The 23,163-nt window shown below is 72.7% G+C and carries 25 protein-coding genes; 19 read left to right on the top strand and 6 right to left on the bottom strand.

Going from position 1 to position 23,163, the window contains the following annotated elements; all coding sequences use genetic code 11:
• Nucleotides 1–2: 2 nt before the first annotated feature.
• The 5 genes from ACZ6C1_RS31225 (at nt 3) to ACZ6C1_RS31205 (ending at nt 4,742) form a co-directional block, all read left to right on the top strand.
• Entirely contained in the window at nt 3–1,418 is a 1,416-nt protein-coding gene (locus tag ACZ6C1_RS31225; protein WP_469245539.1) for an NAD(P)H-hydrate dehydratase, read from the top strand.
• A 57-nt stretch (nt 1,419–1,475) separates the two neighbouring features.
• Nucleotides 1,476–2,621, top strand: a complete 1,146-nt coding sequence (gene alr, locus ACZ6C1_RS31220) for an alanine racemase (RefSeq protein WP_469245537.1) — start codon at nt 1,476–1,478, stop codon at nt 2,619–2,621.
• A 23-nt stretch (nt 2,622–2,644) separates the two neighbouring features.
• Complete coding sequence (locus tag ACZ6C1_RS31215) at nt 2,645–3,880, top strand: alpha/beta fold hydrolase (protein WP_469245535.1); 1,236 nt, start codon at nt 2,645–2,647, stop codon at nt 3,878–3,880.
• Complete coding sequence (gene tsaE, locus ACZ6C1_RS31210) at nt 3,852–4,367, top strand: tRNA (adenosine(37)-N6)-threonylcarbamoyltransferase complex ATPase subunit type 1 TsaE (RefSeq protein ID WP_469245533.1); 516 nt, start codon at nt 3,852–3,854, stop codon at nt 4,365–4,367. The genes ACZ6C1_RS31215 and tsaE overlap by 29 nt, the downstream gene beginning before the upstream one ends.
• Nucleotides 4,368–4,541: 174 nt before the next feature.
• Nucleotides 4,542–4,742, top strand: a complete 201-nt coding sequence (locus ACZ6C1_RS31205; RefSeq protein ID WP_469245531.1) for a hypothetical protein — start codon at nt 4,542–4,544, stop codon at nt 4,740–4,742.
• A 406-nt stretch (nt 4,743–5,148) separates the two neighbouring features.
• Here ACZ6C1_RS31205 and ACZ6C1_RS31200 read toward each other — a convergent pair whose 3' ends face one another.
• Entirely contained in the window at nt 5,149–5,712 is a 564-nt protein-coding gene (locus tag ACZ6C1_RS31200; RefSeq protein ID WP_469245529.1) for a hypothetical protein, read from the bottom strand.
• A gap of 105 nt (nt 5,713–5,817) precedes the next feature.
• On the opposite strand from ACZ6C1_RS31200, the gene tsaB reads away from it, so the two are divergent.
• The 7 genes from tsaB to ACZ6C1_RS31165 all read left to right on the top strand — a co-directional run bounded on the left by tsaB (nt 5,818) and on the right by ACZ6C1_RS31165 (nt 10,764).
• Nucleotides 5,818–6,474, top strand: a complete 657-nt coding sequence (gene tsaB / locus ACZ6C1_RS31195) for a tRNA (adenosine(37)-N6)-threonylcarbamoyltransferase complex dimerization subunit type 1 TsaB (RefSeq protein WP_469245528.1) — start codon at nt 5,818–5,820, stop codon at nt 6,472–6,474.
• 26 nt (nt 6,475–6,500) lie between these two features.
• Nucleotides 6,501–6,986, top strand: a complete 486-nt coding sequence (gene rimI / locus ACZ6C1_RS31190) for a ribosomal protein S18-alanine N-acetyltransferase (RefSeq protein ID WP_469245589.1) — start codon at nt 6,501–6,503, stop codon at nt 6,984–6,986.
• Nucleotides 6,979–8,079: a tRNA (adenosine(37)-N6)-threonylcarbamoyltransferase complex transferase subunit TsaD gene (gene tsaD, locus ACZ6C1_RS31185; RefSeq protein WP_469245526.1), complete on the top strand. Its 1,101-nt coding sequence runs from the start codon at nt 6,979–6,981 to the stop codon at nt 8,077–8,079. The genes rimI and tsaD overlap by 8 nt, the downstream gene beginning before the upstream one ends.
• On the top strand, nt 8,076–8,333 hold the full coding sequence (locus tag ACZ6C1_RS31180; protein ID WP_469245524.1) for a hypothetical protein: 258 nt from the start codon (nt 8,076–8,078) through the stop codon (nt 8,331–8,333). The genes tsaD and ACZ6C1_RS31180 overlap by 4 nt, the downstream gene beginning before the upstream one ends.
• A 191-nt stretch (nt 8,334–8,524) precedes the next feature.
• Nucleotides 8,525–8,881 carry a YciI family protein gene (locus ACZ6C1_RS31175; protein ID WP_469245523.1) on the top strand — a complete coding sequence of 119 codons (357 nt, stop codon included), beginning with the start codon at nt 8,525–8,527 and terminating at the stop codon, nt 8,879–8,881.
• A gap of 43 nt (nt 8,882–8,924) precedes the next feature.
• Nucleotides 8,925–10,163, top strand: coding sequence for an RNA polymerase sigma factor (locus tag ACZ6C1_RS31170; RefSeq protein WP_469245521.1), 1,239 nt, complete (start codon nt 8,925–8,927; stop codon nt 10,161–10,163).
• Entirely contained in the window at nt 10,150–10,764 is a 615-nt protein-coding gene (locus tag ACZ6C1_RS31165) for a hypothetical protein (protein WP_469245519.1), read from the top strand. The genes ACZ6C1_RS31170 and ACZ6C1_RS31165 overlap by 14 nt, the downstream gene beginning before the upstream one ends.
• Here the strand turns inward: ACZ6C1_RS31165 and ACZ6C1_RS31160 are convergent.
• The gene (locus tag ACZ6C1_RS31160) at nt 10,761–11,936 is read right to left on the bottom strand and encodes a class I SAM-dependent methyltransferase (protein WP_469245517.1); all 1,176 of its coding nucleotides are present in this window, start codon (nt 11,934–11,936) and stop codon (nt 10,761–10,763) included. The genes ACZ6C1_RS31165 and ACZ6C1_RS31160 overlap by 4 nt on opposite strands.
• Before the next feature lie 91 nt (nt 11,937–12,027).
• On the opposite strand from ACZ6C1_RS31160, the gene ACZ6C1_RS31155 reads away from it, so the two are divergent.
• The 3 genes from ACZ6C1_RS31155 to groL all read left to right on the top strand — a co-directional run bounded on the left by ACZ6C1_RS31155 (nt 12,028) and on the right by groL (nt 15,258).
• Complete coding sequence (locus ACZ6C1_RS31155; RefSeq protein WP_469245515.1) at nt 12,028–12,963, top strand: polysaccharide deacetylase family protein; 936 nt, start codon at nt 12,028–12,030, stop codon at nt 12,961–12,963.
• Between the two features lie 239 nt (nt 12,964–13,202).
• On the top strand, nt 13,203–13,511 hold the full coding sequence (gene groES / locus ACZ6C1_RS31150; RefSeq protein ID WP_010471835.1) for a co-chaperone GroES: 309 nt from the start codon (nt 13,203–13,205) through the stop codon (nt 13,509–13,511).
• Nucleotides 13,512–13,629: 118 nt separating this feature from the next.
• Nucleotides 13,630–15,258 carry a chaperonin GroEL gene (gene groL, locus ACZ6C1_RS31145; protein WP_469245513.1) on the top strand — a complete coding sequence of 543 codons (1,629 nt, stop codon included), beginning with the start codon at nt 13,630–13,632 and terminating at the stop codon, nt 15,256–15,258.
• Between the two features lie 107 nt (nt 15,259–15,365).
• Here the strand turns inward: groL and ACZ6C1_RS31140 are convergent, their stop codons facing one another.
• The 3 genes from ACZ6C1_RS31140 to ACZ6C1_RS31130 form a co-directional block, all read right to left on the bottom strand.
• Entirely contained in the window at nt 15,366–16,394 is a 1,029-nt protein-coding gene (locus ACZ6C1_RS31140; protein WP_469245511.1) for a hydroxyacid dehydrogenase, read from the bottom strand.
• A 111-nt stretch (nt 16,395–16,505) separates the two neighbouring features.
• On the bottom strand, nt 16,506–17,279 hold the full coding sequence (locus tag ACZ6C1_RS31135) for an SDR family NAD(P)-dependent oxidoreductase (protein ID WP_469245509.1): 774 nt from the start codon (nt 17,277–17,279) through the stop codon (nt 16,506–16,508).
• A 120-nt stretch (nt 17,280–17,399) separates the two neighbouring features.
• Nucleotides 17,400–18,068 carry an MOSC domain-containing protein gene (locus ACZ6C1_RS31130; protein ID WP_469245507.1) on the bottom strand — a complete coding sequence of 223 codons (669 nt, stop codon included), beginning with the start codon at nt 18,066–18,068 and terminating at the stop codon, nt 17,400–17,402.
• An 80-nt stretch (nt 18,069–18,148) separates the two neighbouring features.
• On the opposite strand from ACZ6C1_RS31130, the gene ACZ6C1_RS31125 reads away from it, so the two are divergent.
• Nucleotides 18,149–19,042 (top strand): LysR family transcriptional regulator, encoded by an 894-nt coding sequence (locus ACZ6C1_RS31125; protein WP_469245506.1) that lies wholly within the window; start codon nt 18,149–18,151, stop codon nt 19,040–19,042.
• Between the two features lie 176 nt (nt 19,043–19,218).
• Here the strand turns inward: ACZ6C1_RS31125 and ACZ6C1_RS31120 are convergent, their stop codons facing one another.
• Nucleotides 19,219–19,536 carry a WhiB family transcriptional regulator gene (locus tag ACZ6C1_RS31120; RefSeq protein ID WP_469245504.1) on the bottom strand — a complete coding sequence of 106 codons (318 nt, stop codon included), beginning with the start codon at nt 19,534–19,536 and terminating at the stop codon, nt 19,219–19,221.
• 390 nt (nt 19,537–19,926) lie between these two features.
• On the opposite strand from ACZ6C1_RS31120, the gene ACZ6C1_RS31115 reads away from it, so the two are divergent.
• The 3 genes from ACZ6C1_RS31115 to guaB all read left to right on the top strand — a co-directional run bounded on the left by ACZ6C1_RS31115 (nt 19,927) and on the right by guaB (nt 23,025).
• Nucleotides 19,927–20,538 carry a response regulator transcription factor gene (locus ACZ6C1_RS31115; RefSeq protein ID WP_003948568.1) on the top strand — a complete coding sequence of 204 codons (612 nt, stop codon included), beginning with the start codon at nt 19,927–19,929 and terminating at the stop codon, nt 20,536–20,538.
• A gap of 233 nt (nt 20,539–20,771) precedes the next feature.
• On the top strand, nt 20,772–21,359 hold the full coding sequence (locus tag ACZ6C1_RS31110) for a sigma-70 family RNA polymerase sigma factor (RefSeq protein ID WP_064069910.1): 588 nt from the start codon (nt 20,772–20,774) through the stop codon (nt 21,357–21,359).
• Between the two features lie 163 nt (nt 21,360–21,522).
• Nucleotides 21,523–23,025, top strand: coding sequence for an IMP dehydrogenase (gene guaB, locus ACZ6C1_RS31105; protein WP_469245502.1), 1,503 nt, complete (start codon nt 21,523–21,525; stop codon nt 23,023–23,025).
• Nucleotides 23,026–23,163 lie beyond the last annotated feature (138 nt).

The following is a 23,163-nucleotide window of genomic DNA, read 5'->3' as shown; positions in this document are numbered from 1 at the left end:
CCATGCGTACCGCTTACCGGGTGGAGACAGTACGGGCCGCCGAGGCCGAGTTGATGGCGAGGCTGCCGGACGGCGCGCTGATGCAGCGGGCGGCGGCGGGGCTGGCCGCCGCGTGCGCCGGGCTGCTCGGCCGGGTGTACGGGGCCCGCGTGGTGCTGCTGGTCGGCAGCGGCGACAACGGGGGCGACGCGCTGTACGCGGGCGCCCGGCTGGCGCGCCGGGGCGCGGGCGTCTCGGCGGTGCTGATGGGCTCACGCGCCCACGAGGCCGGGCTGGCCGCCCTGACCGGTGCGGGCGGGCGGGTCGCCGACAACCCGTACGACGCGCTGCGCCGGGCCGACCTGGTGGTGGACGGCATCACCGGGATCGGCGGACGCGGCGGGCTGCGGCCGGAGGCGGTCCCGGTGGTGCGGGCGGCGCGCGACTCCGGAGCCGTTCTGGTGGCCGTCGACCTGCCGAGCGGCGTGGACGCCGATACCGGCGAGGTGCACGGCGAGGCGGTACGGGCGGACGCCACGGTGACGTTCGGGACGTACAAGCCGGGGTTGCTGGTCGACCCGGCACGGGAGCACGCGGGCGCGCTGCGGCTCGTCGGCATCGGGCTCGCCCTGCCGCCGGTGCCGGACGCCGAGGCGCTGCAGCACGAGGACGTGGCCCGGCTGCTGCCCGTCCCGGTGGGGGAGAGCGACAAGTACCGGCGCGGCGTCGTCGGGGTCGTCGCCGGGTCGGCGCGCTACCCGGGCGCGGCCGTCCTCGCGGTGTCGGGCGCGCTGCGGGGCGGCGCCGGGGCGGTGCGGTACGTCGGGCCGGCCGGCGAGGCGGTGCTCGCCCGCCATCCGGAGACCCTGGTCCACGCCGGGCCGCCCGCCAAGGCGGGCCGCGTCCAGGCGTGGGTCGTCGGCCCGGGCCTGGGCGACACACCGGGCGTGGACGACGTCCTGGCGTCGGACGTCCCGGTCCTGCTGGACGCCGACGGACTGCGGAACCTGGACCCCTCGGCGGTGCGCTCCCGCCCGGCGCCCACGGTCCTCACCCCGCACGCCGGCGAGGCGGCCGCCCTCCTGGGAACCGCCCGGCAGGACGTGGAGTCGCGGCGCCTGGAGGCGGTCCGGGAGCTGGCCGGGCGGTACGGCGCGACGGTGCTGCTCAAGGGCTCGACGACCCTGGTCGCCTCCGCCGACGGGCCGGTCCGGGTCAATCCGACCGGCACGCCCTGGCTCGCCACCGCCGGCAGCGGCGACGTCCTGTCGGGCCTCGCGGGTTCGCTGCTGGCCGCGGGCCTCGCCCCGCGTGACGCCGCCTCGGTCGCCGCCTACCTCCACGGCCTGGCGGCCCGCCGCGCCTCCCGGGACGCCCCCGTCGCCGCGTACGACGTGGCGGAGGCGCTGCCCGGGGCGTGGCGGGACGTGCGGGCGTGATCGGGACGACAGCCCGGGTCGGCCGGGCCGGGGCGCGCACCTGAGAGACTGGGCGCGATGAGTGAGACACCGCAGACCCTTCGCGCCCGCGCCGAGATCGACCTCGGGGCGTTGCGCGCCAATGTGCGTGCCCTGCGGGGGCGCGTGGGGACGGACGTTCAGGTCATGGGCGTCGTGAAGGCCGACGCGTACGGGCACGGGGCCGTGCCCTGTGCCCGGGCGGCGCTCCAGGCCGGGGCCACCTGGCTCGGCACCGCCACACCGCACGAGGCGCTCGCCCTGCGGGCGGCCGGGATCGATGCTCCGATCCTGTGCTGGCTGTGGACCCCCGGCGACCCGTGGGACGCGGGCATCCGGGCCGGCCTGGACATGACCGTGAGCGGGATGTGGGCCCTGGACGAGGTCATCGAGGCGGCGCGCCGGACCGCACAGCCGGCGCGCGTGCAGCTCAAGGCCGACACGGGGCTCGGGCGCAACGGCTGCCAGCCCGCCGACTGGCCCCGCCTCGTCGGCGAGGCCCTCACCGCCCAGGCCGAGGGCCTGCTGAAGGTCACCGGCGTCTGGTCGCACTTCGCGTGCGCCGACGAGCCCGGCCACCCCTCCATCCGTGCCCAGCTCGACACGTTCCACGAGATGCTGGCGTACGCCGAGAAGACGGGCGTCGAACCCGAGGTGCGGCACATGGCCAATTCCCCGGCCACGCTCACCCTTCCCGAGACGCACTTCGACCTCGTACGGCCCGGGATCGCGATGTACGGCGTCTCACCGAGTCCGGAGGTCGGCACTCCCGCCGACTTCGGGCTGCGCCCCGTCATGCGGCTGGTGGGGAGCGTCGCACTCGTCAAGGACGTGCCTGCCGGGCACGGCGTCAGCTACGGGCACCACTACGTCACCGAGGGCGCCACCACCCTCGGTCTCGTCCCCCTCGGGTACGCCGACGGCATCCCGCGCCACGCCTCCGGCCGGGGCCCCGTACTGGTCGGCGGCACGGTGCGGACGGTGGCCGGACGGGTCGCGATGGACCAGTTCGTCGTCGACCTTCAGGGGGACACCGTCGAGCCCGGTGCACAAGCGGTGCTGTTCGGGGCAGGCGATGAGGGTGAACCGACCGCCGAGGACTGGGCGCGCGCCGCGGACACGATCGCGTACGAGATCGTGACGCGCATCGGTTCGCGGGTACCACGCGTCTACCTGAACGAGTAGCGGGAGCTTGAGGAGCAGCCGTAGTGAGTGAGACCAGTTCGGTGGACGTGGCGGTGGAAGCGGCGTCGGCCGCGTCCGCCGCCGCGGCCGGCAATTGGCGCCGCGCCGGTTTCGCCGGTGCCGCGATAGGGGTGATCGCGGCGGGCGCGGCGGCCGGTGTCGCCATCGAGCGGCTCACCGTCGGGCGCGGCATGCGCCGCAAGGCGCGCCTCGCGCTGGACGCCGCGGGACCGTACGGCTCGCTGCGCGGCATCCCCGGCCGGGCCGCGGCGGACGACGGCACCGAGCTGTACTACGAGGTCGACGAGGTGGAGGCGGACAGCAGCGCGCCGCGCCGCCGTCGGCTCTTCGGGCGGAGGACGCCCGCCCCCGTCACGGTCGTCTTCAGCCACGGGTACTGCCTCAACCAGGACTCCTGGCACTTCCAGCGCGCCGCGCTGCGCGGCCTCGTCCGCACGGTCCACTGGGACCAGCGCAGTCACGGCCGCTCCGGGCGGGGTGCCGCCCAGCAGGGGCCGGACCGGGTGCCGGTCTCCATCGACCAGCTCGGCCGCGACCTGAAGGCGGTGATCGACGCCGCCGCCCCCGAGGGGCCTCTGGTGCTGGTGGGGCATTCGATGGGCGGCATGACGGTGATGGCGCTGGCCGAGCAGTATCCGGAGCTGATCCGCGAGCGGGTCGTCGGCGTGGCGTTCGTCGGTACGTCATGCGGCAACCTGGGCGAGGTCAACTACGGGCTGCCGGTCGCGGGCGTGAACGCCGTACGACGGGTGCTCCCGGGTGTGCTGCGGGCGCTGGGCTCGCAGGCGGAGCTGGTGGAGCGGGGGCGGCGGGCCACCGCGGACCTGTTCGCGGGGCTCATCAAGCGCTACTCGTTCTCGTCGAGGGACGTGGACCCCGCCGTGGCCCGGTTCGCCGAGCGGATGATCGAGGGGACGCCCATCGACGTGGTCGCCGAGTTCTACCCGGCGTTCACCGAGCACGACAAGGCGGAGGCGCTGAGCATCTTCGCCGAGGTGCCGGTGCTGGCCCTCTCCGGAGACCAGGACCTGGTCACGCCCAGCTCGCACACGGAGGCGATCGCCGGCCTGCTGCCGGACGCCGAGCTGGTCATAGTCCCCGACGGCGGGCACCTGGTGATGCTGGAGCACCCGGAGGTGGTCACGGACCGGCTCGCGGACCTGCTGGTACGGGTCGGTGCCGTATCGGCAGCGACTAACGTTGGCACGTATGGAAGCACCGCACAGCCCGGCCCCTGAGGGGGCCACCGCCACCGCCCGTCTGACCCTCCACGCCCCCGAGCAGACCCAGGAGCTGGGCCGTACGCTCGCCAAGCTGCTGCGCCCCGGTGACCTCGTCATGCTCACCGGCGAACTCGGCGCCGGCAAGACGACCCTGACGCGCGGGCTCGGCGAGGGCCTGGGGGTACGCGGCGCGGTGACGTCTCCGACGTTCGTCATCGCCCGCGTCCACCCGTCCCTGGTGGGCGGCCCCGCCCTCGTACACGTCGACGCCTACCGCCTGGGCGGCGGGCTCGACGAGATGGAGGACCTCGACCTGGACGTCTCGCTGCCCGAGTCCGTGGTGGTCGTGGAGTGGGGCGAGGGGAAGGTCGAGGACCTCACCGAGGACCGGCTGCACGTCGTCATCCACCGGGTGGTCGGCTCCACGGACGACGAGCGGCGGGTGGTGACGCTGACCGGATACGGGGCGCGCTGGGCGGGAGTGGATCTGGCGCTGGGGTGACCGGGCGCCGGGCTGGATCCGGCCATGCGGTCACCGGGGGCCGACCGGTACCCCGTAGTTTCCGACAAGACGTCGGCATGATGTTGCGCCGTACCTCCGAGGCGTGGTCACATGGGTACCAGGACCTGGTTAGGTCTACCTAACTGTGCCTGCCCGCAGCCCGAGGAGGCGACCATGCCGACGTCGAAGCAGGATGTCTCGATGCGCGATCTGCTGGCGTCGTGCGCGGCGGCGAACGCCGTCTCCACGCCGCCCAGGGCCACCGACGCCGACGCGGACCCCGAGCCCGACGCCCTTGTCCGGGACGCCCGGGAGGCGAAGCCCGCCGCGGAGGAGGACCGGCAGTCCGCGACCGAACGGCGCAGGGCCGCGTAGGGCCACTCCGCCGCGGCGCGTATGGCGGAGCGGCCCCGCGTACCGCAAGATCCGGTGACCGGCGCGCGGGGGCGCGACCGGCGTGGGCCGTCATTGCCGCACAACGTTCCGCGCGGCGCACGCGCCCTGCGGGGCGTGCGGGCGGCTGACGCCGCGCACCGGCGGGGTCCGTGGGCCACTCACGCCGGGGGTCGGCGGGCCGCTCCAACCGGGTCGGAAACGCCAGGGGCCTGGTCTTTCGGCCACGGGCCCGAACGGTCAGGGTCGGAAGGCGACGGGCCGGGCGGGTCGGTGGGCCGGCCACGGGCCCGAACGGTCAGGCCAGGGTCAGGAGATGGCAGGCCGGGCGGGTCGGCCACGGGCCCGAACAGCCAGGGGCGGGAGACGGCAGGCCGGGCGGGTCCGGTCAGGGAACGACGACGACCTTCGAGTTGACCGTCGCGAACGTCCACATCGCGTCGCCGTCCGCCCGCTTCATCCGGATGCCGCCCGTCCGACGCGTCGGGTCCGGGCTGGCCAGCGAGCCGTCGACGGCCGCGCTGAAGCCGATGGTCACGCCGTCGACGCTGGTGAACCGCACGACGTGCTCGATCCGCACCCCGTCCGAGCCCGGCACGCTGCCCGAACGGGACGTCACCGCGTACGTCCCCGGAGCCGGGCCGACCGTGCTCGGCATCACCGCGAAGGTGCGCGTGACCACGTCCTTCTCACCCACCAGCCACACCCGCCGTTCACCGAGCGAGTACACCACCCGCACGCCCGAGCCCGACTGCTTCGGCAGCGCCAGCGCGGGGTCGGCGGGCTGCTTCGGGGCGCCGGGCAAGGGGGCCGACGGCGAGGCGGCGGGGGCGGGCGACCCGGCCGACAGGTCGACGGGGACATTGGCCGACGCCTGGTAGGCGAGGAAGCCGACCGCGGCCAGAGCCGCCGCGGTGAGCCCGGCCACGAATCCCGAGCTGCTCCTTGCCACGTTGCTGCCCACCTCTCCCACGTACGTATGCGGTGTGACCGTAGCAGGATCACGCCCGCGACCCGGGGCTCCGTGCCCGCCGCCACGGAGCCGTAGGCTGTTTGCGTGCTCTTGCTCGCCATGGATACCGCCACGCCCGCCGTCACCGTCGCCCTCCACGACGGGGAGTCCCTCGTCGCCCAGTCGACGCAGGTCGACGCGCGCCGCCACGGGGAACTGCTGCTGCCCGCCGTCCACCGGGTGCTCCGCGAAGCCGGTCTGAAGCTCGACGCCGTGACCGGCATCGTCGTCGGCGTCGGCCCCGGCCCGTACACCGGACTGAGGGTCGGGCTGGTGACCGCGGCGACGTTCGCGTCGGCGCTCGACGGCGTACCGGTGCACGGGCTGTGCACGCTGGACGGGCTCGCGTACGCCTCCGGCATCGAGGAGCCGTTCGTCGTGGCGACGGACGCCCGCCGCAAGGAGGTCTACTGGGCGCGGTACGACGACTGCCGTACGCGCGTGACCGAGCCCGCCGTCGACCGGCCCGCCGACATCGCCGAAGAGGTCGCCGGTCTTCCGGCGGTCGGGGCGGGCGCGCGGCTGTACGGCGAGGTGTTCCCCGACGCCCGTGACCCCGAGCACCAGTCGGCCGCCGCGCTCGCGGCCCTGGCGGCCGAGCGGCTGAGGACGGGCGGGGCCTTCCTGGAGCCGCGGCCGCTGTACCTGCGGCGCCCCGACGCCCAGGTGCCGAAGAACTACAAGGTGGTCACCCCGAAGTGACCGGAGTGAGCGCGGTCCTGCGCGAGATGCGCTGGTGGGACATCGCGCCCGTGCTGGAACTGGAACGGGAACTGTTCCCCGACGACGCCTGGTCGGAGGGCATGTTCTGGTCCGAGCTCGCCCACGCGCGCGGCCCGCACGCCACCCGCCGCTATGTCGTGGCCGAGACCGACGGCAGGCTCGTGGGGTACGCCGGGCTGGCGGCGGCCGGGGGACTCGGCGACGTACAGACGATCGCCGTAGCCCGTGACCAGTGGGGCACCGGGCTCGGCGCCCGGCTGCTGACCGACCTGCTCCAGCACGCCACCGCCTTCGAGTGCGACGAGGTCCTGCTCGAGGTGCGCGTGGACAACACCCGTGCCCAGAAGCTGTACGAGCGCTTCGGCTTCGAACCGATCGGCTTCCGCCGCGGCTACTACCAGCCGGGCAACATCGACGCGCTCGTCATGCGCCTGCGCGTACAAGACGCACCCGACGCACCTGACGTACAAGGAACTGAGAGTCATGGCTGACGAACCCCTCGTCCTCGGCATCGAGACCTCCTGCGACGAGACCGGCGTCGGCATCGTCCGCGGCACGACCCTGCTCGCCGACGCCGTCGCGTCGAGCGTGGACACGCACGCCCGGTTCGGCGGCGTGGTGCCCGAGATCGCCAGCCGCGCGCACCTGGAGGCGATGGTCCCGACCATCGAACGCGCCCTGAAGCAGGCCGGTGTCTCCGCCCGCGACCTGGACGGCATCGCGGTCACCGCCGGCCCCGGCCTGGCGGGCGCGCTCCTCGTCGGCGTCTCGGCGGCCAAGGCGTACGCGTTCGCGCTGGACAAGCCGCTGTACGGGGTGAACCACCTGGCCTCGCACATCTGCGTCGACCAGCTCGAGCACGGGCCGCTGCCGGAGCCGACGATGGCGCTGCTGGTGTCCGGTGGCCACTCGTCGCTGCTCCTCGCGCCGGACATCACCTCGGACGTGCGCCCCATGGGCTCGACGATCGACGACGCGGCGGGCGAGGCGTTCGACAAGATCGCCCGCGTGCTGGACCTGGGCTTCCCCGGCGGGCCGGTGATCGACCGGCTGGCGAAGGAGGGCGACCCGTCCGCGATCGCGTTCCCGCGCGGACTGAGCGGTCCCCGGGACCCCGCGTACGACTTCTCCTTCTCGGGCCTGAAGACGGCCGTGGCCCGCTGGATCGAGGCCAAGCGCGCGGCGGGCGAGGAGGTTCCGGTCCGGGACGTGGCGGCGTCCTTCCAGGAAGCGGTGGTCGACGTGCTGACCCGCAAGGCGGTGCGGGCCTGCAAGGACGAGGGCGTCGACCATCTGATGATCGGCGGCGGTGTGGCCGCGAACTCGCGGCTGAGGGCCCTGGCGGAGGAGCGGTGCGAGCGCGCCGGTATCCGGCTGCGGGTGCCGCGCCCCGGGCTGTGCACCGACAACGGCGCGATGGTCGCGGCCCTGGGCGCCGAGATGGTGGCCCGCAACCGTCCGGCCTCGGACCTGGAACTGTCGGCGGACTCGTCCCTCCCGGTGACGGACCCGCATGTCCCCGGGAACCACGCGCACGACCACGACCACGTCCACGAGATCAGCAAGGACAACCTCTACTCATGACCGTGGTCACCCTGATGTGGGAGGCCCGCGCGGCGGACGGCCGCGGCGCGGAGCTCCTGGAGTGGGCCCGCGCGCAGGAGCTGCCCACCGATCCGGTCCGCCGCGAGACCTTCACGGCCCCCGGCGACCGGGTCCTGGTCCTCACCTGGTGGGACGCCGCCCTCGACGCGGACCTCCCCGAACTCCCGGAACCCGCCCCCGACCTGGTCACCCGCCCGGTGCACCGCTGGCGCTTCGAGTCCCACGGAACGTGATTCGCCCGTTCCGCCGCCACCGGGCCCGGCGGCCCGCCGCCGAGGCCGGGCGGGGGTCCCGGACGAGGCGCGTGCCGCGCCGTCCGGGCCCGGAAGTTTCTTCGCGCCGCGTGTCGATCCGGCCCCCGCCCGTTCGACGTAAAGGGTGAGAGGCGGGGAACAGCCCCGCCGCACACACCGAGGAGACGGCCGTGCCGCGCTACCTGACGATGATTCGTGTCGACGAGAAGAACGCCCCCGCCGAGGGCCCGAGCCCCGAGCTGCAGGAGCGGATGGGCAAGCTGCTGGAGGAGATCACCAAGGCGGGGGTCATGCTGGAGACCGCCGGGCTCATGCCCTCCTCCCAGGGCACCCGCGTCACCTGGTCGGGCGGACGGCTGTCGGTCACCGACGGCCCGTTCGCCGAGGCCAAGGAGGTCATCGGCGGGTACTCGATCAGCCAGTGCAAGGACATGGCCGAGGCGGTCGAGTGGACCAAGCGCTTCCTCGCCCTCCACGAGGAGTACTGGACCATCACCGCCGAAGTGCGGGAGATCGCCGAAGGCTGACGCTCCGCGGGCGGCACCGGCCGATGCGGCACCATGGGGAGGCGTGAGCGCACCCCACGCCGTGGAGACGGTGTTCAGGATGGAATCGGCGCGGATCATCGCGGCCGTCGCCCGGATCGTCCATGACGTGGGCATCGCGGAGGAGCTGGCGCAGGACGCTCTGGTCGCCGCGCTGGAGCAGTGGCCGGAGTCGGGCGTCCCGGAGCGGCCGGGCGCCTGGCTCACGGCCACGGCCAGGAACCGCGCCATCGATCTCGTACGCCGCCGGGAGACGTACGCGCGCAAGCTCGCCGAGGTCGGACGCGACCTGGACGTGGCGTACGAACCCGACACGACCGAGCCGGACGACATCGACGACGACCTGTTGCGGCTCGTCTTCACCGCCTGCCACCCGGTGCTCTCCGCCGACGCGCGCGTGGCGCTCACGCTGCGGCTGCTCGGCGGGCTGACGACGGAGGAGATCGCCCGCGCATTCCTGGTGCCGGAGCCGACGGTCGCCCAGCGGATCGTCCGCGCGAAACGGACCCTGGCCCGGGCGGGAGTGCCCTTCGAGGTGCCGTACGGGGAGGACCGGGCGGCCCGGCTCGCCTCCGTGCTGGAGGTCATCTACCTCATTTTCAACGAGGGGTACGCGGCGACCGCCGGCGACCACTGGCTGCGGCCCGGTCTGTGCGAGGACGCGCTGCGGCTGGCGCGCGTGCTGGCCGGGCTGATGCCCGAGGAGCCCGAGGTGCACGGCCTGGCCGCGCTGCTGGAGCTCCAGGCCTCCCGCACGGCCGCGCGCACCGGACCGGACGGGGAGCCGGTGCTGCTGGCCGACCAGAACCGGGCGCGCTGGGACCGGTTGCTGATCCGGCGCGGCTTCGCGGCGCTGGAGAAGGCCGGCACGGGGCCGTACGCGCTCCAGGCGGCGATCGCGGCCTGCCACGCGCGGGCGACGCGGTACGAGGAGACCGACTGGGCGACCATCGCGACGCTGTACGGGCGGCTCGCCGTGCTCGCCCCCTCGCCGGTCGTCGAGCTCAACCGCGCGGTGGCCGTCTCGATGACCGAGGGCCCGGCGGCCGGGCTCTCGATCGTGGACGCGCTCGCCGCGGAACCGGCCCTGGCGGGTTACCACTTGCTGCCGAGCGTACGGGGCGACCTGCTGGCCCGGCTGGGGCGTACGGCCGAGGCCCGGGCCGAGTTCGAGCGGGCGGCGTCGCTGGCCCGTAACGCCCGCGAGAGGGCCCTGCTGCTCCGGCGATCACGGGCGCTAGCCTCGGACCATGCCCAGCCGTAGCCTCCTGCCCCCGCCTCCGCCGCCCGTTCACCTCCGCACCTGGCCGGACCGCGGCGCGCTACTGGCGGACCGGGCCATGGCGGTCTGCGAACTGAACCGGCGGATGCTGGGCGGGAAGCGGCTGACGCTCTTTCTGCTCGCGCTGCTCGGCCTGCAGTTCGGGTGGGGTTTCATCGGCGCCGGGATCCTCTCGCTCGACGGACTGGTGGACCCGCTGACGGCGATGGCCGGTGCCGTGGCCGCCTGCCTGGGACTGGCCGTCATGGTTCCGCTGGTCGTCGTCGTCACGTTCGGCCTGCGCCGCGACCGCGAGCTGCGCGCCCGGTTGCTGGAGTGGGCGGCCCTGGACCCCGCCCCGGTCCGGGACGCCCGTTTCCGGACACCGGGGATGAACCTGGCGTGGCTGCTGCTGGCGTTCGCGCAGTGCGCGGCCGGGCTGTGGCTCTCGTTCGCCGTCCCGGCGCTCGCCCGCGCCGGCAGCACGACCTACGGGGAGGTGGCCTACGCCATGGGCGCGGGCGTCATCCTCTGGGTCCACGGCCTGATCAGCGGTGCCAAGGCGGTCGGCCACCGCCGTCTGGTGCTGCGGCTGGCCGCTTAGACCGGCCGCCCGATCAGCATGGTCGGAGCCCCCGCCACCCGGGTGAGGAAGACCGTGGCCGCGTGCGGTCCCTTCGGCTTGAGCTTGCGGCGCAGCTCCTCCGGCTCGACCGCCGAGCCGCGCTTCTTCACCGTCAGGGTGCCGACTTCCCGTTCGCGCAGCAGGGCCTTGAGCTTCTTCAGGTTGAAGGGAAGCTCGTCGGTGATCTCGTAGGCGGTGGCGTACGGGGTGGGGCGCAGCGTGTCCGCCGTGATGTACGCGATCGTCTCGTCGAGCAGGCCGCCGCCGAGGTCCTCGGCGGCCTCCGCGACCAGGTGTGCGCGGATGACGGCGCCGTCCGGCTCGTACAGGAACCGGCCGACGGGGCGCACCGGTGGGTCCGGCAGGCCCCGCCCGGTGAGGGTGTGCCCGCCGGGCAGGAGGGTTGCGGTGACCGTGCCGGGACGGGTGCCGAACCACAGCACCGCCTCCTTCACGTCGCCGCCGTCCGAGACCCATTCGGCCTCCGCCTCCGGCGGGACCGTCTCGTGCGGGATGCCCGGGGCGATCTTCAGCGCCGCGTGCGGGGCCTTGCGGGCCGCGTCGACGGCCCAGGACAGGGGCGGGGAGTACGCCTCCGGGTCGAAGATCCGGCCGCCTCCCCGGCCGCCGCGGCGGGCCGGGTCGACGAAGACGGCGTCGTACGGGGAGGTGTCGACCTCCGTGACGTCGGCGCACCGCACCTCGATCAGGTCGGCCAGGCCCAGCGCGGCGGCGTTCGCGCGCGCGGCCTCGGCCGTCAGCGGGTCGCGGTCGACGGCGAGGACCCGGATGCCGGCGCGGGCCAGCGCGATCGCGTCGCCGCCGATCCCGCTGCACAGGTCGGCGACGCCGCGTACGCCGAGGCGGGCGAAGGCGGCCGCGCGGTGTTCGGCGACCGTCCTGCGGGTGGACTGTTCGACGCCGCCGGGCGTGAAGTACATGCGGTGCGCGTCCTGCTCGCCGAACTTCGCCACCGCCCGCTGCCGCAGCCGCGCCTGTGCGATCGCCGCCGTGACCAGGTCGGCCGGGTGTTCGCGGCGCAGCCGGGAGGCGATCGCCAGTTCCTGGGAGGGCGTGTAGTCGCGCAGGGCGGTGAGCAGGGCCTGGCCCTCGTCGGTGAGGAGCGCGGAGAAGGCGGCGAGATCGGTCACCCGGCCCATTGTGGGCCAGGCGGGGGATGGTGCGCGTCAGGCGGCGGTGTCGGCCGGTGGCCGGGGCGGTGCGCTGACAGGATGCGGCGCCATGCAGCTAGTACGACAAAAAGGTCAAAGGGTAAGTAAGCGTGCACGGGTCCTGCTCGCCGCACTGCTGACGGCGGCGCTCGGATCCGCCTGTGCGGCGGAAACCGGTGCCGGGACGGGCGGCGGCGAGGCCGAGCCCGCCGCCGGGCAGCAGGCCCAGCAGCGGCCGGACGCGGCCGGCGCCCTCACCGCGTACGTGGAGAAGGTCAGGCGCGCCCAGGCCGCCCGCGCCCTCGCCGCCAGGAAGTGGGGCCTGAGGGCCACACCCCTGGCCGCACCCCCGCCCCCGGCGGCCGCCGACAAGCCGCACCTCACCTTCCGCAAGGGCTTCGGGGTCGGCGACCCCACCCTGCCGCCGGTCTTCACCACCGTGCCGACCACGGAACGGATCGTGTTCCTGACGATCGACGACGGCGCCGAGAAGGACCCCGAACTGCTGCGGATGATGGACGAACTGGACATCCCCTACAGCGCCTTCCTCAGCGACTACCTGGTCAAGGAGGACTACGGCTACTTCAAGCGCATGCAGGACCGGGGCGTGGCCCTGCACAACCACACCCTGAACCACCGCTACATGCCCGCCCTTTCGTACGCGGAGCAGAAGCGCGAGATCTGCGGACAGCAGGACACCATCGAGCGGCGGTACGGCAAACGGCCGTCACTCTTCCGCCCGCCCTACGGCAACTACAACGCCGACACCTTGCGTGCCGCCCGGTCGTGCGGCGTCAAAGCCGTGCCCCTGTGGGCGGCCGAAGCCTTCCCCGACCACATGGAGTGGCGCGAATGGGACCGGGACCTCCACCCGGGAGACATCATCCTCACCCATTTCCGGGGGCGCGGGGATTGGAACGGCACCATGCCGGACATGATCCGGCAGGTGATGGGCGTCGTCACGGCCAAGGGGTACGCGGTGGCCAGGCTGGAGGACTACGTCTGAGCCCCCCGCCCGCCGCCGCGCGCCACGCCGCCGGACGGCCGGTGTACGCCACGACCGGGCGGTGAATTGGCACTCCGCTTGACCGAGTGCTAATCGCGGTCATAGTCTCGGCTCTGGCACTCCCCACTGGAGAGTGCCAACACAGCGACGGGCAGGTCCGGCACCCGCGACGACGGATCCACCTGGTCGCCACCTCAGACAGTTAACCCCGTGAGATCTCCGAAGGGGGAGGTCGGATCGTGACGACCACCAGCTCCAAGGTTGCCATCAAGCCGCTCGAGGACCGCATCGTGGTCCAGCCGCTCGACGCCGAGCAGACCACCGCCTCTGGCCTGGTCATCCCGGACACCGCCAAGGAGAAGCCCCAGGAGGGCGTCGTCCTGGCCGTTGGCCCGGGCCGCTTCGAGAACGGCGAGCGCCTGCCGCTCGACGTCAAGACCGGCGACATCGTGCTGTACAGCAAGTACGGCGGCACCGAGGTGAAGTACAGCGGCGAGGAGTACCTCGTCCTCTCGGCTCGCGACGTGCTCGCGATCGTCGAGAAGTAATTCACCTGAGCAAGATTTGCTTTTGAGCTGCGCCCCTGGCCCCCGCTGATGACACATTGCCGGGCGGCGAGGGGCGCGGTTCGTCAACCAGAGTTTTCGAGAGGGCTGAATCGCTCCCATGGCGAAGATCCTGAAGTTCGACGAGGACGCCCGTCGCGCCCTTGAGCGCGGCGTCAACAAGCTTGCCGACACGGTCAAGGTGACGATCGGCCCCAAGGGCCGCAACGTCGTCATCGACAAGAAGTTCGGCGCGCCGACCATCACCAACGACGGTGTCACGATCGCCCGCGAGGTCGAGATCGAGGACCCGTACGAGAACCTCGGCGCCCAGCTGGTGAAGGAGGTGGCGACCAAGACCAACGACATCGCGGGTGACGGCACCACCACCGCCACCGTCCTGGCCCAGGCGCTGGTCCGCGAGGGCCTGCGCAACGTCGCCGCGGGTGCCTCCCCGGCCGCCCTGAAGAAGGGCATCGACGCCGCGGTCAAGGCCGTCTCCGACGAGCTGCTCGCCTCGGCCCGCCCGATCGACGACAAGGCCGACATCGCCGCCGTGGCCGCGCTCTCCGCGCAGGACCAGCAGGTCGGCGAGCTCATCGCCGAGGCGATGGACAAGGTCGGCAAGGACGGTGTCATCACCGTCGAGGAGTCCAACACCTTCGGCCTGGAGCTCGACTTCACCGAGGGCATGGCCTTCGACAAGGGCTACCTGTCCCCGTACATGGTCACCGACCAGGAGCGTATGGAGGCCGTCCTCGACGACCCGTACATCCTGATCCACCAGGGCAAGATCTCCGCGATCACCGACCTGCTCCCGCTGCTGGAGAAGGTCATCCAGGCCGGCTCCTCCAAGCCGCTGCTGATCATCGCCGAGGACGTCGAGGGCGAGGCCCTGTCGACCCTGGTCGTCAACAAGATCCGCGGCACGTTCAACGCCGTCGCGGTCAAGGCCCCCGGCTTCGGCGACCGCCGCAAGGCGATGCTCGGCGACATGGCCGCCCTCACCGGCGCCACCGTCATCGCCGAGGAGGTCGGCCTCAAGCTCGACCAGGCCGGTCTGGACGTGCTGGGCACCGCCCGCCGCGTCACCGTCACCAAGGACGACACCACGATCGTCGACGGCGGCGGCAAGTCCGAGGACGTCACCGGCCGTGTCGCGCAGATCAAGGCCGAGATCGAGACCACGGACTCCGACTGGGACCGCGAGAAGCTCCAGGAGCGCCTCGCGAAGCTGGCCGGCGGCGTGTGCGTGATCAAGGTCGGCGCCGCCACCGAGGTGGAGCTGAAGGAGAAGAAGCACCGCCTGGAGGACGCCATCTCCGCGACCCGCGCCGCGGTCGAGGAGGGCATCGTCTCCGGTGGTGGCTCCGCGCTCGTCCACGCCGTCAAGGTGCTGGACGGCAACCTCGGAAAGGACGGCGACGAGGCCACCGGTGTCGCGGTCGTCCGCCGCGCCGCCGTCGAGCCGCTGCGCTGGATCGCCGAGAACGCGGGCCTCGAGGGCTACGTCATCACCTCCAAGGTCTCCGAGCTCGACAAGGGCCAGGGCTTCAACGCCGCCACCGGCGAGTACGGCGACCTGATCAAGGCCGGCGTGATCGACCCGGTCAAGGTCACCCGCTCGGCCCTGGAGAACGCCGCCTCCATCGCCTCCCTGCTGCTCACGACCGAGACCCTGGTCGTCGAGAAGAAGGAAGAGGAGCCGGCGGACGCGGGCCACGGCCACGGTCACGGCCACTCCCACTGACGTCCTGACGTCTTCCGACGCCTGACGCCACTTGAGGGTTTCGAGGCCCGGTGCCCCCGTCGCGGGGGCACCGGGCCTCGGTGTTTCCGGCTGCCCTTCACACGGCTCTACGCCGAGCGGCCCAAGTCCGAGGGCCGCACCGGATCCTGGAACGGCGTGCCCTTCGCGTACCGCTCCAGTTCGTCCAGCGCCTGGTCCGCCATGCGGTGCAGCTCGTTGCCGAGCGAGCCCGCGATGTGCGGGGTGAGCAGCACGTTGGGGAGGGTGTAGAGAGGGGAGTCGGGCGGCGGGAGTTCGGGGTCGGTGACGTCGAGTACGGCGCTGAGGCGGCCCGTGGTGAGGTGCGGGAGCAGGGCGGTCCCGTCGACGAGCGAGCCACGTGCGGTGTTGATGAGCGTCGCCCCGTCCGGCATCAGGGCCAGCTGTGCGGCGCCGATCAGGTGGTACGTGGACGGCAGTTGGGGGGCGTGGACGGAGACGATGTCGGCGCGGGCGCACAGCTCGTCCAGCGCGGCCGGGGCGACGCCGAGCGCGGCGGCCTCGTCGGGGGAGACGTACGGGTCGTGGAGCAGCACCTGTACGTCGAAGGGGCGCAGCAGCTCGATCACGCGGCGGCCGATGCGGGAGGCGCCCACGATGCCGACCGTGCGGCGGTGGTTGCCGCTGTCGGCGAGTTCCCGCAGCCAGTCGTGGTCGGCGCGCAGCTCCGCGTACCGCCGTGCGGCGCGCAGGACGCGCTTGCCGGCCAGCAGGATCGTGGCGAGCGTGTACTCGGCGACCGGCAGGGCGTTGGCCGCGGCCGCCGAGGTCACCGTGATGCCACGCTCCCAACAGGCGGCGGTGACGTGATGCTTGACGGACCCGGCGGCGTGGACGACGGCGCGCAGGCGTGGGGCCCGGTCCAGGACGGCCGCGGTGAGCGGCGTCGCCCCCCAGCAGGTGAACAGCACCTCCGCCTCGGCGAGCGCGGACGCGACCAGGGGCGTGGGCGCGGCCAGGTCGTGGGCCACCAGGTGCGGGTCCGTGCGGGTGAGGGAGGTCAGGCGGGCGAGGTGGGCGTCGGTGAGCAGGCGGCCGGCGATGCCGGGGCCCATCGCCAGCAGGAGCGTGGGCCGGTTGTCAGTGGTGGGGTGCATGGTGGGAAGTCAGCTCCTCGTGTTGATTCCGGAACGCCGCACGACGCGCCGCAGTGGCCATGGGGGCCACCGCGGCCCGTACTCGCGGCCCGTACCCACCGCGACTTGTCCCTACCGCGGCCCGTACTTGCGGCCCGCGCGGGAGCTCACGCCCCCGAGCAGGCCACGCGGCGCCAGCTTCACCACACCCATCAGGGCCTTGTAGCGCGGGTCCGGAACCGACAGCGTCCTGCCCCGCGCCAGATCCGCCAGCGCGGCGGCCACCAGCTTGTCGGCGTCCAGCCACAACCAGCCGGGGATGTTGTCCGTGCCCATCCCGGCCCGCTCGTGGAACTCCGTCCGCACGAAACCCGGACACAGGGCCATCAGCCGCACCCCGCTCCCCGCCAGGTCACGCGCCGCGCCCTGGGTGAACTGCACGACCCACGCCTTCGACGCCCCGTACGTGCCGCGCGGGACGAACGCGGCCACCGACGCGACGTTCACCACGCCGCCCCGGCCGCGGTCCCGCATCGACGCCGACGCGGCCGACGTCAGCCGCAGCACCGCCTCGCAGTGCACCTTCAGCATCCGCAGCTCGTCGGCCATGGACACATCGAGGAACCGGCCCTTGTTGCCGAACCCGGCATTGTTGATCAACAGGTCCACCGGCCGCTTCGGGTCGGACAGCCGGGCCTCCACGGCCGCGATGCCGTCGTCCTCGGCCAGGTCGGCCGCCAGGACCTCCGCCTCGATCCCGTGGCGGTCGTGGAGCTCGGTCGCCTGCTCCCGGAGCCGCTTCACATCCCGGGCGACCAGCACCACGTCGTGGCCGTCCGCCGCCAGCCGCCGCGCGAAGGCGGCCCCGATTCCCGCCGTCGCGCCCGTAATCAGTGCAGTCGTCATACGCGGCACGTTAGTGCCCCGCGCGGACAGCGTGGCGCTCGGTCCCACGGGCCTGTGGACGGACCGCCGTACATGTACGGAGTGTCGGGATCCGCGCCCCTGGAACGCCCGCCCCGGTCCCTACGAACCGTGCTTCGCCACGTACGCGAGCGCCGCCTCGCGCACCCCCGGGTCCAGCGCCTCGCCCGCCGCGAGCGTGCGCGGCAGCAACTCCCGCTGAAGAGTGGACGCCCGGAAGACCAGGCCGACCGTCACGTCGTGGTCGGGCCGGTGCACGATCTCGATCGCGTCCCCCGCGCTGATCTCCCCCGGTTCGACGACTCTGAGGTACGGGCCCGGCGCGGCGCGCTGCGTGAACCGCTTGACCCAGCCCCTCTCGTCCAGCCAGCTCGCGAACGTCCGGCACGGGATGCGCCCGGACGCCACTTCCAGGACCACCGAGCCGCCGATCCGCCAACGCTCCCCGATGAGCGCGGCATTGACGTCCAGGCCCGCGGTGGTGAGGTTCTCCCCGAACGCGCCGTTCGCCAGGGGGCGCCCCAACTCGCCCTCCCAGTGGTCCAGGTCCTCGCGCGCGAACGCGTACACCGCCTGATGGGTCCCGCCGTGGAAGCGGAGGTCGCAGACCGTGTCCCCGGCCACGCCGCTCGCACCCTCACCCTTGGGACCCGGATCGGTCACCCGTACGGCCCCCTGGGCCGGACGCTTGTCGATCCCGGTCATGCCACTCGGGGCGTCCGTGTACCCCACGGCCTTGGGCCGCCCCACATTGACGGTGAGAACTCTCATGGCCCCACGCTAATCGGCGCGGCCTCAAAGTGGCGAGCGGATATTTCGCGGGCGATCCAAGCGAGCCTTATATTCAAGAGGTGATCGAAGCCCGTCATCTGCGTGTCCTCCGCGCCGTCGCCACCACCGGATCCTTCTCGGCGGCCGCGCGCGAACTGGGCTGCACCCAGCCCGCCGTCAGCCAGCAGATGAAGGCGCTCGAAGCGTCCGCCGGCACGCCCCTGCTGGTCCGCACGGGCCGGGAGATGCGCCTCACCCAGGCCGGTGAGGCGCTCGTGCGCCACGCCTCCGGGATCCTGGCCGGCCTCACCGCCGCCGAGGAGGAGATCGCCGCCATCGCCGGCCTGCGCGCCGGACGGGTCCGGCTGGTCTCCTTCTCCAGCGGCAGCTCCACCCTCGTCCCGACCGCTCTCGCCGCTCTGCGCGCCGCCCACCCCGGCACCCGGGTCTCCCTCGTGGAGGCCGAACCGCCCCGCTCGGTCGAGATGCTCCGCGACGGCGACTGCGACGTGGCGCTCGCCTTCCGCTACCGCCCGGCCGTCGCGGAGTGGGACGACCTCGTCGTCCGCCCGCTCCTCGCCGACCGCCTGGTCGGCCTGGTCCCGGACGGCCACCGTCTCGCGGACGCCGACACGGTGTCCATCGGGGAGCTGGCCGAGGAGTCGTGGATCGCGGGCTGCCCGCGCTGCCGCCGTCAGCTCGTGGACGTGTGCGAGGGGGCGGGGTTCACCCCGCGCATCGACTTCGCGACCGACGACTACCCCGCGGTGGTCGGCCTGGTCGGCGCGGGCCTCGGGGTCGCGGTCCTGCCCGAACTGGCCATCCGCTCGGTACGCCCCCGGGGCGCCAGGACGGTCGTGGTGGAACCGGCCGTCGAGCGGGAGATCGTCGCCCTCACCCTTCCGGACCTGGCCAAGGTACCGGCGGTCGCCGCCACCCTCGACGAGCTGACCCGCGCGGCCGCCCTGGCCTAGAACCGCGCGCACCTCACCCCGTACCGGGCACGCGCACTCACCCGGGTCGGTCGCGCACCTCACCCCGTGCCGGCCGTGCGCCCCTCACCCGTACCGAAGGGGCGGCCTTGGGGGGCCGCCCCTGGGGGTGCCTGATGGGGAGATGCCTTACCGGTAGTTGTTGGAGAAACGTTCCTTCAGGCGCGGGCAGCAGTTCCCGACGCCGTGATGAGACGGTTGCGGGCTCGTCCCATGAGTTCCTCGCGCTCGTCCTCGGTGAGGCCACCCCATACGCCGTAGGGCTCCCGCACGGCCAGCGCGTGGGCCGCGCACTCCGCGCGGACCGGGCACCGCATGCAGACCTCTTTCGCCGAGTTCTCGCGCGCACTCCGCGCCGCGCCACGCTCCCCCTCGGGGTGGAAGAAGAGCGAACTGTCGACCCCCCGGCAGGCCGCGAGCAGCTGCCAGTCCCACAGGTCGGCGTTGGGTCCGGGAAGGCGGGAGAAATCTGCCATAGCGCATGTCCCCTTGGTTCCGGTACTGAGCGGGTGAGTGGGCTGATACAGCCACGACCGTACAACTACTGTCTAAGTAGATGTAAATATGACTCATTGCGAATCTAGCCACAGACACCAACAAAGTGAAGGAAAAGCCGCTAAATGGGGCATAGCTCTGGGTGAAGGAACGGTGACCTGCGTCGCTCTCCTCCGTACGCGCTCCCTCACGTAGAGTGCCGAAGGGGGAGGGCGTACCCGTAACTCTTTCGAGTGACCGTCGTTGAGAGTGCGGAGGCGGTTGAAAGAACAAGCGCTCGGGCAGATGTCCGGGGGCGTCAACCGCACAGGTGACGATTCGTAACCAGCCTGGAGGCTCAAGGTGACGCGCATCAGCTGCGGAGGACGGCCATGACATCCGTCCTCGTCTGCGACGACTCCCCGCTTGCCCGAGAAGCGCTCCGCCGCGCCGTCGCGACGGTGCCCGGCGTCGAGCGCGTGACGACCGCGGCCAACGGCGAGGAAGTCCTCCGCCGCTGGGGCGCGGACCGCTCGGACCTGATTCTGATGGACGTACGCATGCCCGGTCTGGGCGGCGTGGAGACCGTCCGCCGGCTGCTCTCCGCGGACCCCGGCGCCCGCATCATCATGCTCACCGTCGCCGAGGACCTGGACGGCGTGGCGCTCGCCGTCGCCGCCGGTGCCCGTGGATACCTGCACAAGGACGCCTCGCGCGCCGAGTTGCGGGCCACGGTCACCCAGGCCCTCGCCGACCCGACCTGGCGGCTGGCCCCGCGCCGGCTGCGCTCGGCCGAGATGGGTGCCGCGCCCACCCTCACCGCGCGGGAGATCCAGGTGCTGGAGGGCATGAGCCACGGCCGCTCCAACGCGGAGATCGGCCGCGAGCTCTTCCTCTCCGAGGACACGGTCAAGACGCACGCCAGAAGGCTCTTCAAGAAGCTGGGCGCATCGGACCGGGCGCACGCCGTCGCGCTCGGTTTCCGCTGGGGCCTGGTGCGCTAGGGCGTGACCGTTTCGATCCCCGTCCGCCGCCCGGCGGACGGGGCGGCGGAGGTCCGATATCCGTTTCCGGCCCGATGCCGCATCCTTGAAGGGTGGAGTTCCTCGGGGACGAGTCGATCGAGCGGGAGGGGAGGGCGCAGGAGATGACGTCCGGCGCACCTGCTCATAACGCTTCGGTGCACAACAGTGGACGCGGTGCCGCGGAAGAACGACCGCCAAGGCACCATGGACCGATGCGCGACGACGAGGCGGCCCATGCCCACGGGGCCATCGGTGCACTCGTACACCGTGCGGTCGACGGCGACGAGCAGGCCACGCACGACCTCCTGGCCCATGTCCACCCACTGGCCCTGCGCTACTGCCGTACGCGGTTGAACCGCCTGCCCGGTGACGCGCGCCACTTCGTCGAGGACCTCGCCCAGGAAGTCTGCGTCGCGGTGCTGATGGCCCTGCCGCGCTACAAGGACACGGGACGCCCCTTCGAGGCGTTCGTCTTCGCCATCGCCGGCCACAAGGTCGCCGATCTCCAGCGGGCCGCCATGCGGCACCCCGGTTCCACCGCCGTGCCCTCCGACGAGATGCCGGAGCGGCCCGACGACTCCCTCGGCCCGGAGGAGCGGGCGCTGCTCAGCGACGACGCCGAGTGGGCCAAGCGCCTGCTCGCCAACCTCCCGGAGAACCAGCGCGAGCTGCTGGTGCTGCGTGTCGCGGTGGGCCTGACCGCCGAGGAGACCGGCCAGATGCTGGGCATGTCCCCCGGGGCGGTACGAGTGGCGCAGCACCGCGCCCTCAGCCGGCTGCGGGCACTCGCCGAACAGTGAGCGTACGGACCACGCGCGCGTGCACGTGGTCCGTTTCCCTGCCTCCTGGTCCGTACGTGTGAACGTACAAACCTTCTGGGTGATCTTGCTCGTGGAATGAGACACGGCCGCAGGCCGTTAGCATGGACATCCGCACCGATCAAGGCCATTTGGGGAAGGTGTCATGACTGCCAACGTCGACGGAGTGCCCGAGAAATTCGCGACACTCGGGCTGACCTACGACGACGTGCTGCTGCTGCCGGGAGCCTCCGAGGTGCTCCCCAACGCGGTCGACACCTCGTCCCGCATCTCCCGCAACGTCCAGGTGAACATCCCGCTGCTCTCCGCGGCGATGGACAAGGTCACCGAGTCCCGCATGGCGATCGCGATGGCCCGCCTCGGCGGCGTCGGCGTGCTGCACCGGAACCTCTCCGTGGAGGACCAGGTCAACCAGGTCGACCTGGTCAAGCGCTCCGAGTCCGGCATGGTGACCGACCCCATCACCGTGCACCCGGAGGCGACGCTCGCCGAGGCGGACGCCCTGTGCGCCAAGTTCCGCATCAGCGGCGTCCCGGTCACCAACCCGGACGGCAAGCTCCTCGGCATCGTGACCAACCGCGACATGGCCTTCGAGAGCGACCGCAGCCGTCAGGTCCGCGAGGTCATGACGCCGATGCCGCTGGTCACCGGCAAGGTGGGCATCTCCGGCGTCGACGCCATGGAGCTGCTGCGCCGCCACAAGATCGAGAAGCTGCCGCTGGTCGACGACGAGGGCGTGCTCAAGGGCCTGATCACCGTCAAGGACTTCGTCAAGGCGGAGAAGTACCCGAACGCCGCCAAGGACGCCGAGGGCCGCCTGCTCGTCGGTGCCGCCGTGGGCGCCAGCCCCGAGGCGCTGGAGCGCGCCCAGGCGCTCGCCGCCGCCGGCGTCGACTTCCTGGTCGTCGACACCTCGCACGGCCACAACAGCAACGCCCTCAGCTGGATGGCGAAGATCAAGTCGAGCGTCAACGTCGACGTGATCGGCGGCAACGTCGCCACGCGTGACGGCGCGCAGGCGCTGATCGACGCCGGTGTCGACGGAATCAAGGTCGGCGTGGGCCCCGGCTCGATCTGCACCACCCGCGTGGTCGCCGGCATCGGCGTCCCGCAGGTCACCGCCATCTACGAGGCCTCGCTGGCGGCCCGTCCCGCCGGTGTCCCGCTGATCGGTGACGGCGGCCTGCAGTACTCCGGCGACATCGGCAAGGCGCTGGCCGCCGGTGCCGACACCGTGATGCTCGGCAGCCTCCTCGCGGGCTGCGAGGAGTCGCCCGGCGAGCTGCTCTTCATCAACGGCAAGCAGTTCAAGTCGTACCGGGGCATGGGCTCGCTCGGCGCCATGCAGTCCCGCGGCCAGGGCCGGTCGTACTCGAAGGACCGCTACTTCCAGGCCGAGGTCGCCTCCGACGACAAGCTCGTGCCCGAGGGCGTCGAGGGCCAGGTTCCCTACCGCGGCCCGCTCTCCAACGTCCTGCACCAGCTCGTCGGCGGCCTCCGCCAGACCATGGGGTACGTGGGCGCCGCCACCGTCGCGGAGATGGAGTCCAAGGGCCGGTTCGTCCGGATCACCTCGGCGGGCCTCAAGGAGAGCCACCCGCACGACATCCAGATGACGGTCGAGGCCCCGAACTACAGCAGGAAGTAATCCGCGCCCGCGATGGGGGGGGGGGGGGGGGGGGGGGGGGGGGGGGGGGGAGGAGGAAGGGGGGGGGGGGGGGGGGGGTCCCCCCGCCGCCCGGGTCAGCGCGCCCGTCGACGTTAGCTCACCGACCGGCCACGCCCT

It is taken from the genome of Streptomyces sp. NPDC041796 (genome assembly GCF_055590785.1).
Note: the sequence above shows the minus strand (reverse complement) of the source record. Positions and strands in the feature narration are given on the sequence as shown.